16 protein-coding genes are annotated in these 14,160 nt (G+C 67.3%); 9 read left to right on the forward strand and 7 right to left on the reverse strand.

Annotation, left to right across the window (positions count from 1 at the left end):
- Positions 1 to 87: 87 nt before the first annotated feature.
- Positions 88 to 900, reverse strand: coding sequence for an enoyl-CoA hydratase-related protein (locus tag Q0Q48_RS15740; RefSeq protein ID WP_295139541.1), 813 nt, complete (start codon positions 898 to 900; stop codon positions 88 to 90).
- Between the two features lie 17 nt (positions 901 to 917).
- Between Q0Q48_RS15740 and Q0Q48_RS15745 the strand changes: the two genes are divergently transcribed.
- Positions 918 to 1,940, forward strand: a complete 1,023-nt coding sequence (locus Q0Q48_RS15745; RefSeq protein ID WP_295139544.1) for an alpha/beta hydrolase — start codon at positions 918 to 920, stop codon at positions 1,938 to 1,940.
- Between the two features lies 1 nt (position 1,941).
- Here the strand turns inward: Q0Q48_RS15745 and Q0Q48_RS15750 are convergent, their stop codons facing one another.
- Positions 1,942 to 2,433, reverse strand: a complete 492-nt coding sequence (locus Q0Q48_RS15750; RefSeq protein WP_295139546.1) for a GFA family protein — start codon at positions 2,431 to 2,433, stop codon at positions 1,942 to 1,944.
- A gap of 56 nt (positions 2,434 to 2,489) precedes the next feature.
- On the opposite strand from Q0Q48_RS15750, the gene Q0Q48_RS15755 reads away from it, so the two are divergent.
- Positions 2,490 to 3,278, forward strand: coding sequence for an SDR family NAD(P)-dependent oxidoreductase (locus Q0Q48_RS15755; RefSeq protein WP_295139548.1), 789 nt, complete (start codon positions 2,490 to 2,492; stop codon positions 3,276 to 3,278).
- On the forward strand, positions 3,275 to 3,649 hold the full coding sequence (locus Q0Q48_RS15760) for a lysozyme inhibitor LprI family protein (RefSeq protein WP_295139551.1): 375 nt from the start codon (positions 3,275 to 3,277) through the stop codon (positions 3,647 to 3,649). Before Q0Q48_RS15755 ends, Q0Q48_RS15760 begins: the two co-directional genes overlap by 4 nt.
- On the opposite strand, the gene Q0Q48_RS15765 is transcribed toward Q0Q48_RS15760, so the two are convergent.
- On the reverse strand, positions 3,639 to 4,532 hold the full coding sequence (locus Q0Q48_RS15765; protein ID WP_295139553.1) for a DMT family transporter: 894 nt from the start codon (positions 4,530 to 4,532) through the stop codon (positions 3,639 to 3,641). The two genes, Q0Q48_RS15760 and Q0Q48_RS15765, sit on opposite strands and share 11 nt — an antisense overlap.
- Positions 4,529 to 5,602, reverse strand: a complete 1,074-nt coding sequence (locus Q0Q48_RS15770) for an LLM class flavin-dependent oxidoreductase (protein ID WP_295139555.1) — start codon at positions 5,600 to 5,602, stop codon at positions 4,529 to 4,531. The genes Q0Q48_RS15765 and Q0Q48_RS15770 overlap by 4 nt, the downstream gene beginning before the upstream one ends.
- 380 nt (positions 5,603 to 5,982) lie before the next feature.
- Here Q0Q48_RS15770 and Q0Q48_RS15775 point away from each other — a divergent pair, with 380 nt between their 5' ends.
- On the forward strand, positions 5,983 to 7,767 hold the full coding sequence (locus Q0Q48_RS15775) for a DEAD/DEAH box helicase (RefSeq protein WP_295139556.1): 1,785 nt from the start codon (positions 5,983 to 5,985) through the stop codon (positions 7,765 to 7,767).
- On the opposite strand, the gene Q0Q48_RS15780 is transcribed toward Q0Q48_RS15775, so the two are convergent.
- Complete coding sequence (locus Q0Q48_RS15780; protein WP_295139557.1) at positions 7,764 to 8,696, reverse strand: 3-hydroxyacyl-CoA dehydrogenase NAD-binding domain-containing protein; 933 nt, start codon at positions 8,694 to 8,696, stop codon at positions 7,764 to 7,766. The two genes, Q0Q48_RS15775 and Q0Q48_RS15780, sit on opposite strands and share 4 nt — an antisense overlap.
- A gap of 86 nt (positions 8,697 to 8,782) precedes the next feature.
- On the opposite strand from Q0Q48_RS15780, the gene Q0Q48_RS15785 reads away from it, so the two are divergent.
- The 3 genes from Q0Q48_RS15785 to Q0Q48_RS15795 are packed head-to-tail and all read left to right on the forward strand — an operon-like array spanning position 8,783 to position 10,773.
- The gene (locus Q0Q48_RS15785) at positions 8,783 to 9,556 is read left to right on the forward strand and encodes an enoyl-CoA hydratase-related protein (protein ID WP_295139559.1); all 774 of its coding nucleotides are present in this window, start codon (positions 8,783 to 8,785) and stop codon (positions 9,554 to 9,556) included.
- Between the two features lie 10 nt (positions 9,557 to 9,566).
- A complete protein-coding gene (locus Q0Q48_RS15790; RefSeq protein ID WP_295139561.1) occupies positions 9,567 to 10,370 on the forward strand; it encodes a glucose 1-dehydrogenase in 804 nt (267 codons plus the stop codon).
- A 4-nt stretch (positions 10,371 to 10,374) separates the two neighbouring features.
- Positions 10,375 to 10,773 carry a DUF423 domain-containing protein gene (locus Q0Q48_RS15795; RefSeq protein ID WP_295139563.1) on the forward strand — a complete coding sequence of 133 codons (399 nt, stop codon included), beginning with the start codon at positions 10,375 to 10,377 and terminating at the stop codon, positions 10,771 to 10,773.
- A 2-nt stretch (positions 10,774 to 10,775) separates the two neighbouring features.
- Here Q0Q48_RS15795 and Q0Q48_RS15800 read toward each other — a convergent pair whose 3' ends face one another.
- Positions 10,776 to 11,258, reverse strand: coding sequence for a CinA family protein (locus Q0Q48_RS15800; protein WP_295139564.1), 483 nt, complete (start codon positions 11,256 to 11,258; stop codon positions 10,776 to 10,778).
- Between the two features lie 4 nt (positions 11,259 to 11,262).
- On the reverse strand, positions 11,263 to 11,607 hold the full coding sequence (locus tag Q0Q48_RS15805) for a DOPA 4,5-dioxygenase family protein (RefSeq protein ID WP_295139566.1): 345 nt from the start codon (positions 11,605 to 11,607) through the stop codon (positions 11,263 to 11,265).
- A gap of 85 nt (positions 11,608 to 11,692) precedes the next feature.
- Here Q0Q48_RS15805 and Q0Q48_RS15810 point away from each other — a divergent pair, with 85 nt between their 5' ends.
- Entirely contained in the window at positions 11,693 to 12,817 is a 1,125-nt protein-coding gene (locus tag Q0Q48_RS15810; protein WP_295139567.1) for an acyl-CoA dehydrogenase family protein, read from the forward strand.
- Between the two features lie 9 nt (positions 12,818 to 12,826).
- Positions 12,827 to 14,050 (forward strand): acyl-CoA dehydrogenase family protein, encoded by a 1,224-nt coding sequence (locus tag Q0Q48_RS15815; protein WP_295139569.1) that lies wholly within the window; start codon positions 12,827 to 12,829, stop codon positions 14,048 to 14,050.
- Positions 14,051 to 14,160 lie beyond the last annotated feature (110 nt).

The following is a 14,160-nucleotide window of genomic DNA, read 5'->3' on the forward strand; positions in this document are numbered from 1 at the left end:
AAGTGCGCATTCCCACCCTTCGAGACGCGCTCCTGCGGAGCGCTCCTCAGGGTGAGGTGATGTTGGTGAAGGTGGGGCGGGTGACCGCTACCGCCCCTTGAACACCGGCTTGCGCTTCTCGACGAAGGACGCGACCGCTTCCTTGTGATCGGCGGTGCGCGACGACTGGACCAGGCGCTCGGCCTCGCGATAGTGCGCGTCCGAGTAATTGATGTGCAGGGCTTCGTCGAGATTGTCCTTCATGTGGCGCAACGCGACCCGCGGCCCTTCGGCGAGCGACTTGGCGAAGGCGAAGGCCTCGTCCTGCAGCTTCGCATCGTCGACCACGCGGTTCACGAGACCGATCTGTTCGCAGCGCTCGGCACCGACCTTCTCTGACGTGAACATCAGCTCGCGTGCCCGCATCGGCCCCACGGTGCGCGTCAGCAGCCAGGAGATGCCGTAGTCGCCCGACAGGCCGATCTTGGCGTAGCCGGTGGTGCAGAAGGCCGACTTCGCGGCGATGCGGATGTCGCAGGCCAGCGCGATGGCGAGGCCCGCGCCGGCCGCAGCACCGGGCAGGGCCGCGATGGTGGGCTTGCGCACGGCGACCAGCGCGCCGGTGAGGTGGGTCTGGCGCCAGCGCAGGTCGGCCAACCGCTCCTCGTAGCTCATCTGGCCACGCGGACCGCGGCCGCCCATGCCCTTCACGTCGCCGCCGCTGCAGAAGGCGGTGCCGGCGCCGGTGATCAGCAGCGCGCCCACGGCATCGTCGTCGCCGCGTGCCTTGATCTGGTCGCGAAGTGCCGCGGTGAGGTCGGGCGACATCGCGTTGCGCGCCTCGGGGCGGTTCAGCGTGATCAGGGCGACGCCGTCGCGGACGCTGCACAAGAGTTCGGTTGTGCCAGTATCGATTTCCATGTGACCTTCTCCTTCTCATGACATTCCCGGTCACCGAACACACCGTCAAGACCGCCCGGCACACGACGGGCTATCTAGCCTGCGGAGCGAAAGACGCGCCGCTGCTGATCTTCGTCCACGGCTGGCCCGAACTGTCGCTGTCGTGGCGGCACCAGCTGCCGGCCTTCGCCGCCCTGGGCTTCCGTTGCATCGCGCCCGACATGCGCGGCTACGGCCGCTCGAGCACCTACGCGCGGCACGAAGATTTCGCGCAGGAAGAGATCGTGGCCGACATGGTCGAGCTGCTCTCGTTCCTCGGTCGCGACAAGGCGGTGTGGATCGGCCACGATTGGGGCAGCCCCGTCGTGTGGAACATGGCGGCGCATCATCCGGACAAGACGGTCGGCGTGGCGAGCCTGTGCGTGCCCTATCTCCCGACCGGCTTTACGCTCGACACCGTCGTGCCGCTGGTCGACCGCACGCTCTATCCCGAGGCGCAGTTCCCGGCGGGGCAATGGGACTATCAGTTCTTCTACGAGGAGAGCTTCGACAAGGCCTGTGCGGGGTTCGATGCGAACCCGCTCAACGTGGTGAAGGCGTTGTTCCGCAAGGGCGACCCGACGCGGGTGGGCAAACCGGCGCCGACCTCGATGGTGCGCCGCGCCGGCGGCTGGTTCGGCGGCGGCGCCTGCCCCGACATACCGCGCGATCCCGATGTGCTGACCGAGCAGGACATGGAGGCTTATGCGGCCGCGCTGACCAGGAACGGCTTCTTCGGTCCCGACTCGTGGTACATGAACCACAAGGCCAATGGCGTCTATGCGAAGCGCACGCCGAACGGCGGCCGGCTCGCCATGCCGGTCCTGTTCCTGCACGGCGCCTATGACACGACCTGCGAGACGATGACCTCGAAGCTCGCCGAGCCCATGCGGCAAAGCTGCGACGATCTCACGGAAGTCGTCGTGGAGTCCGGTCACTGGATGGCACAGGAGAGGCCGGTCGACGTGAACGCGGCTCTTGCGAAGTGGCTGGCCACGAAGCTGCCCGGCTACTGGACTTAGATCAGGACGCGCTCTTCGCCCTCAACACCGCAAGCCTTTCGAGGCTCTCCTTCGGCCAGAGCTGGTTGCGGTCATAATATTCCTCGACGGCCGGGACGCCGGTGGGAAGCACGACCCACGGCTGCTTGCTCATGGTGAAGATATGGATGTCGGGCGGCAGCCGGTCGGGCTCGTCGAGCGTGCCGACGCGCACGAAGTGGATGCTCGGTCCGGCGCCGGAGTAGTTGCTCCACACCGCGATGCGGCATTTCGGGCAGCGCGCGATCTTCTGGCCCCTGCCGCTCAAGGTCGGCGTGTCGATCACCACGACTTCGCCGGCCAGCCGCTCGACCCGCTCGGCCTCGATCATCGCATTCATCGCGAAAGCGGTGCCTGAATCGCGCTGACACCAGCGGCAGTGGCAGCAATGCACGAACAGCGGCTTCGAGGTGAGGCGGTAGCGCACGGCGCGGCAGGTGCAGCCGCCTTCGAACGTCTCGGTCTCGCTGGTCATCGCCTTCGTCTCCCGGCTAAGGTCCGCGCCTGAAATCATCTGGGTGGAGAGTAGACATGGCCGGGCGGCTGCAGGGCAAGGTGGCGGTGGTGACGGGCGCGGCGCCGCGCGGCGAAGGTGTCGGCAACGGCATGGCGACGGCGCTGCTGTTCGCCAAGGAAGGCGCGAAAGTCGTGCTGGTCAACCGCAGCGCCGAGCGTGCCGAGGGACTGGCCAAACAGATCAAGGACGAGGGCGGCGAGGCGTCGGTCTTCGCGGCCGACGTGGCGCAGCTCGACGCCGCCGAGGCGATGGCCGACTTCGCGATGAAAAAATACGGCCGCCTCGACATCCTGCACAACAATGTCGGCATCGGCGGGCCGGGCACGCCCGAGACGGTGACGCTCGAAACCTGGAACAAGGTCCTCGAAGCCAATCTCACGACGACGATGCTGTGCACCAAGTCGTGCCTGCCGCGCATGAAGGAAGGGGGCGGCGGGTCGATCATCATGGTGTCGTCGATCGCCGGCGCGGTCGGCCTGATGGGCAGCGCCGGCGCGGTGGCCTATGCGACGGCCAAGGCGGGGCTGCACGGCTTCACGATGTCGGTCGCGGCCGACTATGCGACGCAGAACATCCGCGCCAACTGCATCATCGTGGGTTCCGTGCATACGCCGATGGTGGCGCATCTCGGCGCAGAGGCGCGCGACCGGCGCAAGAAGATGGTGCCGATGCAGGTCGAGGGCACGGCCTGGGACATCGCCCATGGCGCGGTCTATCTCGCTTCCGACGAATCGCGCTGGGTGACGGGCGTGATGCTGCCGATCGACGGCGGCCTGGTGGCGTTGCGGGCCTGGCCGCGATGATCCGGCCGCTTGCGGCGCTCCTCGCCTCCTTGGTGGTTTTCCAAGCCTCCGCCCAAGCGCAGAGTCAGATGGAACTCAATCAGCAGGCAGGCACGACGCTGCAGGACGCCGACCGGCAGCTCAACGCCGCTTACACGAAGCTGCGGACGCGCCTCGGACCCGAAAGCCGGGCGCGCCTGCAGGCGGCCGAGGAGGCCTGGATCCGCTTCCGCGACAGGGAATGCGCCTTCATCGGCGGGCCGACGACCGGCGGTTCGATCCACGGGATGATCGTCGCCCAGTGCCAGGCCCGTCTCAGCCTCGCGCGCGTGAAGGACCTCGAAGCGCAGCTCAACTGCCCGGAAGGCGATCTGTCCTGCGTCAGGGAGTAGCGGTGGCACGCCGATCGTGGTGCCAGGTGTAGAGACCCGAGGCCACGATCACGGCGGCCCCAGCCAGGGTCCAGTGGTCGGGGATGTCGCCGAAGACGATGGCGCCCAGGATCGTGACGAAGACCAGCAGCGTGTAGCTGTAGGGCTGGACCGACCCGGCCTCCGCGTAATCCAGCGCCTTGATCAGCGCATAGTGCGCCAGTGCCCCCAGCGAAGCGATGGCGAGCAGCAGCGCCCAGCCCTTCGCGTCTGGCCAGATCCATTGCCAGGGCCCGACCAGGGTCGTGGCGCCGAAGGCCACGAAGGCCGACCAGACGAGGGTCGTGTCGGGCTTGTCGCTGCGCGAGCAGAGGCGAACCAGGATCTGGTAGGCGCCCCACAGGATTGCGCCGGCGACGGGAATCAGAAGCGTCCAGTCGAGTTCGCGGAAGCCCGGGCGCACGATCAGCATTACGCCGGCGAAGCCCGCGCCGACGGCCGCCCAGCGCGCCGGCCCGGCCTTCTCGCCGAGGAACAGTACGCCGAGCGCGATTACGATCAGCGGCGAGGTCGCGGCGATTGCATGTGTGTCGGCGAGCGGCAGGTAGCGGAAGGCCAGCACGAACACCGCGCTCTCGATCACCGCCAGCAGGGCACGGCCGAGCTGTAGCCATGGCCGGTTCGAGCGTGCGGCCGTACGCAGGCCGCGGCGGCGCACGACGAGCCAGGCGAAAACGCAGAAGACGGCGTAGCGTACCCACATCATCTGGCCGATCGGATAGTCGGCCACCATCCACTTGGTGATCGTGTCCATGCTGGCGAAGCCCAGCATGGCTAGCATCGTGAAGATCGCGCCGCGCGAATTGTTGTTGTTGCGGCCGATGGGGGCCGCCTGCGTCGTCATTCCGCTGCGGCGACGCGCTGCGCCGGGGGCCGGAAGGCGGGGATCACGCGCTCGGCGAAGAGCTTCAGGCTCTTCATCGTCTTCTCGCGTCCGTAGTAGGGCGGATAGTGCAGCAGCAGCGAGGTCATGCCGGTGCGCGCCTGCATCTCGCGCAGCCGCGCGATCACGGTCTCGGCCGAACCGTGCAGCAGCGTGGTGTTCAGGAGTTCGTCGTAGCTCAGCTGAGTGCCCTTCTCCGAGACCGATCCGAGATAGCCCGCCGTGCCGGTGCCACCGAAATGCGCGATGTGACGGACGATCGCTTCCTCGGTCTCGGCTCGCGCCTGCGCATCGCTGTCGGCGATGTAGACCCAGCGCGCGATGTCGATCTGGCCGGCGGCGGGATTCCGGGCGCGCTCGGCCGAGGCGGTCGCGAGTTCGCGCTTGTAGAGGGCGGTCTGCGCCGCCAGCGTCTCGATGCCGGGCAGGGTCGATAGCATCAGACCGAAGCCGTTGCGGCCGCAATAGCCGATCGAGCGGTCGGTGCCGCCCGCCATGAAGAGCGGCGGATGCGGCATCTGCACGGGCTGCGGCAGCATCTCGTAGGGCTCCGCGACGGTGCCGCTGAAATACTTGCCCTTGTGGTCGTAGCGATGACGATGGAAGGCATCAAACATCAGGCCGACGGCTTCCTCGACCATGTCGCGGCGGCCCTCGAAATCCTTGCCGAGGCCGACGAACTCATAGGGTCGGTAGCCCGAGCCGATGCCCAGCATGACCCGGCCGTTCGACAGGATGTCGACGAAGTTGGCGTTCTCGACGACGCGGATTGGATCGTAGAGCGGCAGGGTGATCACACCGGACGCCAGCTTGATGCGGCTGGTCTTGGCGGCGAGATAGGCCATGTAGGCGAAGCAGTCCGGCATGATGCCGTAGCCCGTCGAGAAATGATGTTCGGCGATCCAGGCGGTGTCGTAGCCCAGCCGCTCCGCCTCGATGATCTCGTCCGTCGTGCGCGCATGCACGGCACGATGCGGATAGGGCTCTTCCTTAGGATTGGGATGCGAGGTGAAGAGGATGCCGAATTCCATGCCGTTTCCTCCAGATCCATTCGTGTTTTGTGGCAGCATTCTTCACCACCTGAGTGCCGTTTTCGACCGTGTGCGCACGCCCCGTATCGCTCTGCACGGTCTTGTCGGAAACCGGAGCCGCGCCCGGCCTCCGGGGAGGCGCATCAATCGCCTTGACTTCGCTGCGCTGCAGCATCATATACGCGCCAGCCCGCCGGTATGCGGGCCTACAAAGATTTCTCGCGATCGCGCGACGCGCCCCATTTCCTTTTTGACGGCGCCTCATCCCGAGACAATCCCCCAGGACAAGAGCCGTCCCAGCCGCGCGCGGGAACGGGCCTAACGCCGCCACAGATGCGCGTGCCCGGGATGGCATGCCGGGCGGCAAGTAAGGATTTTCAGTGAGTGAAGTTACGTTTGCGGATCTCGGTCTGGCCGAGCCGCTGCTGCGTGCATTGAGCGCGGCGAACTACACGGTACCGACGCCCATCCAGGCGCGCACGATTCCGGCCCTGCTGCAGGGCCGTGACGTGCTGGGCATCGCCCAGACCGGCACCGGCAAGACGGCGGCGTTCGCGCTGCCCGTGCTGCAGCATCTTTCCGAGTCGAAGGAGCGCGCCCAGCCCAAGAGCCCGCGCGCCCTCGTGCTGGCACCGACCCGCGAGCTCGCGGTCCAGATCGCCCGCAGCTTCGACACCTATGGCCGCGGCCTCGGCCTGCGCCTCTGCACGGTCGTCGGCGGCCTGGGCTATGGCCGCCAGATCGAAACCCTGTCGCGCGGCGTCGACATCCTGATCGCCACGCCGGGCCGTCTGCTCGACCTGGTCGAGCGCGGCAACGTGAAGCTCGGACAAGTAACCTTCTTCGTCCTCGACGAAGCTGATCGCATGTTCGACATGGGCTTCGTCCGCGACGTGCGCCGTATCGCGGCGTCCGTGTCGAAGAACCGGCAGACCCTGCTGTTCTCGGCGACCATGCCGAACGACATCGCCAAGCTCGCCTCGGAGATCCTGAAGAATCCCGAGAAGGTCGAGATCGCGCCGCAGGGCCGCACGGTAGAGCGCATCGACCAGCGCGTCTATTTCGTGAACGCCGCCAACAAGCGCACCCTGCTCAGCCATCTCCTGTCCGACGAGAGCCTCGAGCGCGTCATCGTCTTCACGCGCACCAAGCGCGGCGCCAACCGCGTCGCCGAAGCGCTGGAGGATCGCGGCGTGCGCTCGGAGGCGATCCACGGCAACAAGTCGCAGAACGCCCGCCAGAAGGCGCTCGACAACTTCGCCCGCGGCAAGGCGCGCGTGCTGGTCGCGACCGATCTCGCCTCGCGCGGCATCGACGTGCAGGGCGTGACTCACGTCATCAACTTCGAGCTGCCGGCCGACGCCGAGAGCTACGTCCACCGCATCGGCCGCACCGCGCGCGCCGGTACGTCGGGCATCGCGATCTCCTTCTGTGACGGCAGCGAGCGCGGCCAGCTTAAGGGCATCGAGCGCCTGACCAACCAGCGCATCCCGGTCGTACCGACGCCGGCCAACGAGGATATGCCGCAGTTGCCGCCGCCCAAGGCACGCGCCGAGGGTGAAGATCGCGACGACCGTCGTGACGAGCGTCCGCGCGAGGGCCGTGGTGGCCCGCGCGGCGGCGGCCGGAATGGTGGCGGCGGTCGTCCCGGCGGGCATCGCTCGTTCGGCGACCGCCCGAACTATGACCAGTCGCGTGGTGATCGGGTGCCGGCGCATGCCGACCAGCAGTTCCGCGGCGGCGACTATCGCGATGCCCCGCAAGGCGGGCGTCCGCAGGGCGAGCGTTCTTACGGCGATCGTCCCCACGGCGATCGCCCCCAGCGCGACCGGCCTCATGGCGACCGTCCTTACGGCGACCGCCCGCGCGGCGAGCGTCCTCAGGGTGACCGTCCTCACGGTGACCGCCCCCATGGCGACCGGCCGCACCATGGCCGCCCGCAGGGTGAGCGCTCTTTCGGCGACCGCCCGCGCGGCGACCGCTTCGACCAGGCCCAGCGCGACCGCTCGCACGGCGATCGTCCGCAGGGTGACCGCCCCTATGGCGACCGTCCTCAAGGTGAGCGTCCCTACGGCGATCGTCCGCAGGGCCCGCGTCCCCAGTGGAAGGGCCGTCGCTTTGGCGGCGGAGGCGGTGGTGGCCGCGGCCGGGGCCGCGCCGCCTAGCTGAGAATTCCTTCCTCGCGGAAGATTTCCAGGCACTTCGAAAGAGCGCGCTCGTACCGGGCGCGCTCTTTTGCCATTGAGGCCTCGTCCCAGTCGAAGAACCCGCCCTTCGTCTTGAAGCCGATCCGCCCCTGGTCGACGTTGCGCTGAAGTACGGGCGGCGGTCCGTCGGCGTTGCTGAGATCGGGCCAGATGATCTTGGCGACGGCACAGGTCGTGTCCCAGCCCGAATGCTCCTTCTGCGTGATCGGACCGGCGGCGGCATAGCGAAAACCGAAGGAGAGACGCACGGTCGCGTCGATATCCTCGGGCGAGGCGACGCCCTCTTCGATCAGCCACAGCGCCTCGCGCATCAGCGCGCCCTGGATGCGGTTGCCCAGGAAGCCGATCACGTCCTTCTTCACCTGGACGGGGCGCTTGCCCAGTTCACTCATGATGGCGCCGACCTTCTCGGCCAATGCCACATCGGTGTGAACGGAGCGCACGACCTCGACTAGCGGGATGAGGTGGGCCGGCATGAAGAAGTGGAGCCCCATCATGCGGTCCTGGCTCGCCAAGCCCTTGCCGATCTCGCTGATCGGGAAGCTCGACGAGTTGGAGGTGAGCGGCACGCCGGGGCGCGACAGCCGCTCCAGGTCGGCGAAGATCTTCTGCTTCAGCGCCAGATCCTCGGTGACCGTCTCGACCACGATGTCGATCTTCGACCAGGGCGCCTCCTCGAGCGTCGCATAGGTCGCGAGGCCCGAAACGTCATCCGGTCTTCCCATGGCCTGCAGTGCGCGGGATGTCGCCGCAGGCAGGCCATCGCGGGTCGAGGCGGAGCGCGACACGACGTCCACTTTCCAGCCACCGCCCAGGAACATGGCGATGATTCCGACGCCCATGGTGCCGCCTCCCAGCACCAAGGCGTGTCGTTCGCTTTGCGGCATACCTTTTTCTCCCGTATCGACGCGTGACCCCTGCCGGGGCAGTATCCCGGCCAAGTTAGCCGGATTTTCAACGCGGGAGAAAACAGATGAGCGCCACCTTCAAGGACATCGGGATCAGCACCGACGGCGCGGTCGGAATCGTCGAGATTCAGCGGCCGCCGCACAACTTCTTCGACAACTCGCTGATCAACCAGATCGCCGATGCCTTCGAGGCGTTCGACCGCGACGACAAGATCCGCGCGTATGTGCTGTGCGCGCAGGGCAAGTCGTTCTGCGCCGGCGCCGATTTCGCCAACCGCCCGCAGACCGGCGCGGCGGAGAGCGGCAAGCATCTCTACAAGGAAGCAACCCGCCTTTTCCGTTCGAAGAAGCCCAGCGTCGCCGCGGTGCAGGGCCCGGCGATCGGCGGCGGCCTCGGCCTCGCCCTGATGCCGGATTTCCGCGTCGCCTGCGCCGAGGCGCGCTTTGCCGCCAACTTCACGCGTCTGGGCTTCCACCCGGGCTTCTCGCTCACCTTCACGCTGCCGCGCCTGATCGGCCAGCAGAAGGCGAACCTGATGTTCTACACGGGCCGCCGCATTGGCGGTGAGCAGGCCTACGAATGGGGCATGGCCGACGTGCTGGTGCCGCTCGCCGACGTGCGCAAGGAAGCGATCAAGCTCGCGCAGGAGATCGCCGAGTCGGCGCCGCTCGCGGTGATGTCGACCCGCGAGACGATGCGCCGTGGCTTCGCCGATGCGGCCGAGATCGCCACCGAGCGTGAACTCACCGAGCAGGACTGGACGCGCAAGACCGAGGACTTCAAGGAAGGCGTCAAGTCGTACGCCGAGAAGCGCCCCGGCAACTGGAAGAACCGCTAGGGAGCGTTCCATGGCTCAGGTCTCGGGCAAGGTCGCCATCGTCACGGGCGGTGCTTCCGGCATCGGCGAGGCCTGTGCCGAAACGCTGGCGCGCGAAGGCGCGTCGGTTCTCATCACCGACATCGACGACACCCTGGGCAAGGGTGTCGTCGAGCGCATCACCAAGGCGGGCGGCAAGGCACACTATCTGCGCCACGACGTGCGCGACGAGGCGGCCTGGCCGGGAATCGTCGCCGACGCCGAGAAGCGCTACGGCCGTCTCGACATCATGGTGGCCAATGCCGGCATCGGCATCATGTCGCCGATCGCGACGATGACGCTGGCTGACTGGCAGCGCCAGCAGGCCATCAATCTCGACGGCGTGTTCCTCTCGATCAAGCATTCGATCCCGGCGATGAAGCGCGCGGGCGGCGGCTCGATCGTGCTGATGTCCTCGGTGGCGGGGCTGCGCGGTGCGCCGGGCCTCGCGGCCTATTCGGCGACCAAGGGCGGCGTGCGCCTGCTCGCCAAGTCGGTGGCGCTCGAACATGCGGCCGACAATATCCGCTGCAACTCGGTGCATCCCGGCATCATCGCCACACCGATCTGGGAGAAGATCCCGACCGGCGCCGAGGGCAATCGTCGCAACGCGCCGATCGATCCGCGCGAGCGCGCCGCCGCCACGGTGCCGCTGCCGCGCGTGGGCGAGGCGCAGGACATCGCCAACGGCGTGCTCTTCCTGTGCACCGACGCCGGCAACTACATCACGGGCCAGGAGCTGGTGATCGACGGCGGCATGACGGCGGGCGGGCGACCGACCCGGCCGCTGCAATAGTCTCATGGGCGCCGCCGCGCGGCTCTGGATCGTCGTCGCCGCGCTGAGCGGCGCGATCTCGGTCATCGTCGGCGCCTTCGCCGCGCACGGTCTCGACCTGCGCACGGAAGCCGGGCTCAAGGCACGCGACTGGCTGCAGACCGGCAGCCACTATCAGATGGTTCACGCCCTCGCGATGCTGGGCGTCTGCGCCTTGGCGGGGGCGGAACTGCTCAACGCCCGCCTGACCATCGTCGCGCTGTGGCTGTTCCTCGCCGGCAGCATCCTGTTTCCAGGCGCTCTCTATTCCCTGTCGTTCGGCGGCCCGCGATGGTTCGGCGCCGTGGCGCCGGTCGGCGGTCTCGCCTTCATCGCGGGCTGGGTGTTCGTGGCGATCGCCGCGTTGAAGCGGCCGATCGGCTGACGTCAGGAAAGTTGCTCGTCGAGCAGCTTGAGGGCTTCGGCGGCGAAGGCGCGCATGTTGGCGACGCGATCGTCGGAGCCGGTGCGCAGGGTGCGGGCGACGCTGCCATTGGGGCCGACGACTGCTACGCAGGTGTGTCCCGCGGGATCGCCGTAGGAATTGCCCGTCGGGCCGGAGGCGCCGGTCTCGGCGAGCCCCCACGTGGTCTTGAGCCGGCCGCGGACATGCTCGGCGGCGAGCAGGGCCCACGGTTCCGAGGAGGAACGAACGCCGGCGCGCTTCTCGCGCGGCACGGCGAGGAATGCATCTCCGGCCGGCCGCGTGTAGACCACGGCGCCGCCCATGAAATAGGCCGAGGCGCCCGGCACGGCGAGCAGCGCCGCCGAGATCAATCCGCCGGCGGACGATTCGGAGATGCCGACTGTTTCCTTGCGAGCTTTCAGTTTTTCACCGACGCGCCGGGCGAGCGGGAGCAGGGAGTCCATCAGGTCAATCCTTCTTCGTGAAGATGTCGAGGACCAGCGGCACCTGCTGGCCCATCCAGATCGCGCGGTCGCGATGATCCTCGAGATCGTGCCCGGTGTTGGGATGAATGAACACCGTAAGTTCGCCGCGGTGGAGGGTGAGCCACGACATGACCGGAAGGAACTGTTCGTTCTTCAGGGCGACCTGATAGCTGAAGCGCGGATGCGGCCCGACCGGCTTCTCGTGAAAGCGGCCCATTTCGATCGGGAAGGTCTTCTCGATCCGCTCGCGCAGCGCCCATGCCGCATCGCGAGACGCTTCGTCGAAGTAGACGTGGGCATGCCAGTCCTTGATTTGGTCAGCATTCATGACGTTCACCATATCGTTGCACAACCCGCCTGACGGAACCTAGAACCGTTCCCCGAGCCGAGCTTGCTTGCTAGGGTTGGGCATCATGAACTTCGATTTCTCCGACGACCAGAAGCTGCTCAAGGAGCAGGTTCGCAAATTCCTCGCCGACAAGTGCCCCACCAAAGTGGTGCGGCGCGTGCTCGACGGCAACGAAACCCACGCGGACGATGTCTGGAAAGGGCTCGTCGATCTCGGCGTGCCCGCCCTCGGCATTCCCGAAGAGTATGGCGGTATGGGCCTGTCGCCGCTCGAGGTCTGCGTCGCCGCCGAAGAGATCGGTCGCGCCGCGGCGCCAGTGCCGTTCGACAGCTCGGTGGTGCTGGCGACCGAAGCGCTGAAGCTCGCGGGCTCCGACGCGCAGAAGAAGAAGTGGTTGCCCGAGCTCGCGTCCGGCAAGGCGATCGGCACCCTGGCGATTGCCGAGGGCGCGCAGCCGCCGAAGCCGCGGAACATCCGCACCACCTTTGGCGGCGGTCGTCTGAACGGCAAGAAGCTTCCGGTGACCGACGGCGAGGCCGCGACCTTCGCCATCGTGCTCGCCAATACCGGGGGCTCAGGCGATCGCGCCGTGTCTCTCGTGCTGGTCGATCTCACGCAGAAGGCCGTGGCCAGGAAGCGCATCGAGACGATCGATCCCGCGCGCAAGCATGCCGAGCTCTCCTTCAGCGACGCCTCGGCCGAACTGCTGGGCGCTGAGGGCGAAGGCTGGCGCCTGCTCGAGCGGCTGTACGATGCGGCGGCGGTCTACTTCGCCTTTGCCCAGGTGGGCGGCGCCGAGGCGGCGATGTGGATGGCGCGCGACTATGCGCTGCAGCGCAACGCCTTCGGCCGCGCCATCGGCTCCTACCAGGCGATCAAGCACAAGCTGGCGGACTGCTACGTCAAGCTCGAGCTGGCGCGCTCCAACGCCTACTACGGCGCCATGATGCTGACCGAGGACGGCGCCGACCTGCCGCTGGCCGCGGCGGCGGCGCGTATCGCCGCGACCGACGCCTACGACTTCGCGGCCAAGGAGAACATCCAGACCCATGGCGGCATCGGCTTCACCTGGGAGGCCGACACGCAGTTCCACTACCGCCGCTCGCGTTTGATGGCGCTGTCGCTGGGCGGGCCGATGGCCTGGAAGGACAAGCTGGTGACCCGTCTCGAACAGAAGAACGCGGCCTAGGAGGAAACGATGGACTTCAACGATACCCCCGAAGAAGCCGCCTTCCGCCAGGAAGTGCGCGCCTGGCTCGACGCCAACGCCACGCGCAAGAGCGACGACACGCAGAGCAACCGCGCGCGCAACGACGATCCGGGACTGCTGCAGAAGGCCAAGGCATGGCAGGACAAGAAGGCCACTGCCGGCTACGCGCGCATGACCTGGCCGAAGGAATTCGGCGGACGCGGCGCCTCGCCCATCCTGCAGGTGATCTACCAGCAGGAAGAGTCGAACTACCTGGTGCCGCTGGGCTTCTTCGACATCGGGCTGGGCATGTGCATCCCGACGATGATGGCCTATGCGACGCCCGAGCAGCTGAAGCGTTACGTGAAGCCGGCGCTGCACGGCCAGGAGATCTGGTGCCAGCTCTTCTCCGAGCCGGCCGCGGGTTCCGACGTGGCGGGCATTCGCACCAAGGCCGAGCGCGACGGCGACGACTGGATCATCAACGGCCAGAAAGTCTGGACGTCGGGCGCGCACTATTGCGACTTCGGCATCGTGATCACGCGCACCGATCCGAACGTGCCGAAGCACGCCGGCCTCACCATGTTCTTCCTCGACATGAAGAGCCCCGGCGTCGAGGTCCGTCCGATCAAGCAGATGTCGGGGGGCGCCAACTTCAACGAGGTGTTCTTCACCAACGTCCGCATCCCCGACAGCCAGCGGCTGGGCAAGGTGGGTGAGGGATGGAAAGCCGCGCTCACCACCTTGATGAACGAGCGTCTCGCCGTCGGCCTGCCGTCGGGCGGCCTCGACATCGACGAGCTGATGGAGCTGGCGCGCGAGACCGAGCTGGAGGACGGCGCGGCGATCCGCAACCAGCAGGTCCGCTCTAAGATCGCCGACTGGTACGTCCAGCAGCAGGGCCTCAAGCTCACGCGCTATCGCACGCTGACGGCGCTGTCCAAGGGCCAGACACCGGGGCCGGAATCCTCGATCATCAAGATCGTGGCGGCCCCCAAGATGCAGGACATGGGCGCCTTCGCGATGGAGCTGATGGGCCATGCCGGCATCATGAAGGAGGACGTGCCCTTCGCGGCCGGCTTCCAGGCTCAATGGATCGGCGGCGCCGGCTTCCGCATCGCCGGCGGCACCGACGAGATCCTGCGCAACATTGTGGCTGAGCGCGTGCTGGGACTGCCGGCCGACATCCGGGTCGATAAGGATATTCCGTTCAACAAGTTGACGCGCTCATAGCGCGTCGGCTCGCGCGGTGCAGAATGGATAGGAAATCTGATCCTTATCCATTCTGCCCGGTGTGGGCTCTCGCGCCTATGAAGGCGCTGCCGCCCACCAGGGCTTTCTTA

Origin of the sequence: uncultured Reyranella sp. (assembly GCF_945957355.1) — a bacterium.
Lineage (GTDB): Bacteria > Pseudomonadota > Alphaproteobacteria > Reyranellales > Reyranellaceae > Reyranella.

Excerpts from the sequence above, each read along its gene's own strand:
- Q0Q48_RS15795 (WP_295139563.1), top strand. The coding sequence starts at position 10,375 with ATGGGCGCCGCCGCGCGGCTCTGGATCGTCGTCGCCGCGCTGAGCGGC.
- Q0Q48_RS15770 (WP_295139555.1), bottom strand. The coding sequence starts at position 5,602 with ATGGAATTCGGCATCCTCTTCACCTCGCATCCCAATCCTAAGGAAGAG.
- Q0Q48_RS15755 (WP_295139548.1), top strand. The coding sequence starts at position 2,490 with ATGGCCGGGCGGCTGCAGGGCAAGGTGGCGGTGGTGACGGGCGCGGCG.
- Q0Q48_RS15790 (WP_295139561.1), top strand. The coding sequence starts at position 9,567 with ATGGCTCAGGTCTCGGGCAAGGTCGCCATCGTCACGGGCGGTGCTTCC.
- Q0Q48_RS15805 (WP_295139566.1), bottom strand. The coding sequence starts at position 11,607 with ATGAATGCTGACCAAATCAAGGACTGGCATGCCCACGTCTACTTCGAC.
- Q0Q48_RS15785 (WP_295139559.1), top strand. The coding sequence starts at position 8,783 with ATGAGCGCCACCTTCAAGGACATCGGGATCAGCACCGACGGCGCGGTC.
- Q0Q48_RS15815 (WP_295139569.1), top strand. The coding sequence starts at position 12,827 with ATGGACTTCAACGATACCCCCGAAGAAGCCGCCTTCCGCCAGGAAGTG.
- Q0Q48_RS15780 (WP_295139557.1), bottom strand. The coding sequence starts at position 8,696 with ATGCCGCAAAGCGAACGACACGCCTTGGTGCTGGGAGGCGGCACCATG.
- Q0Q48_RS15765 (WP_295139553.1), bottom strand. The coding sequence starts at position 4,532 with ATGACGACGCAGGCGGCCCCCATCGGCCGCAACAACAACAATTCGCGC.
- Q0Q48_RS15740 (WP_295139541.1), bottom strand. The coding sequence starts at position 900 with ATGGAAATCGATACTGGCACAACCGAACTCTTGTGCAGCGTCCGCGAC.
- Q0Q48_RS15800 (WP_295139564.1), bottom strand. The coding sequence starts at position 11,258 with ATGGACTCCCTGCTCCCGCTCGCCCGGCGCGTCGGTGAAAAACTGAAA.
- Q0Q48_RS15760 (WP_295139551.1), top strand. The coding sequence starts at position 3,275 with ATGATCCGGCCGCTTGCGGCGCTCCTCGCCTCCTTGGTGGTTTTCCAA.
- Q0Q48_RS15750 (WP_295139546.1), bottom strand. The coding sequence starts at position 2,433 with ATGACCAGCGAGACCGAGACGTTCGAAGGCGGCTGCACCTGCCGCGCC.
- Q0Q48_RS15745 (WP_295139544.1), top strand. The coding sequence starts at position 918 with ATGACATTCCCGGTCACCGAACACACCGTCAAGACCGCCCGGCACACG.
- Q0Q48_RS15810 (WP_295139567.1), top strand. The coding sequence starts at position 11,693 with ATGAACTTCGATTTCTCCGACGACCAGAAGCTGCTCAAGGAGCAGGTT.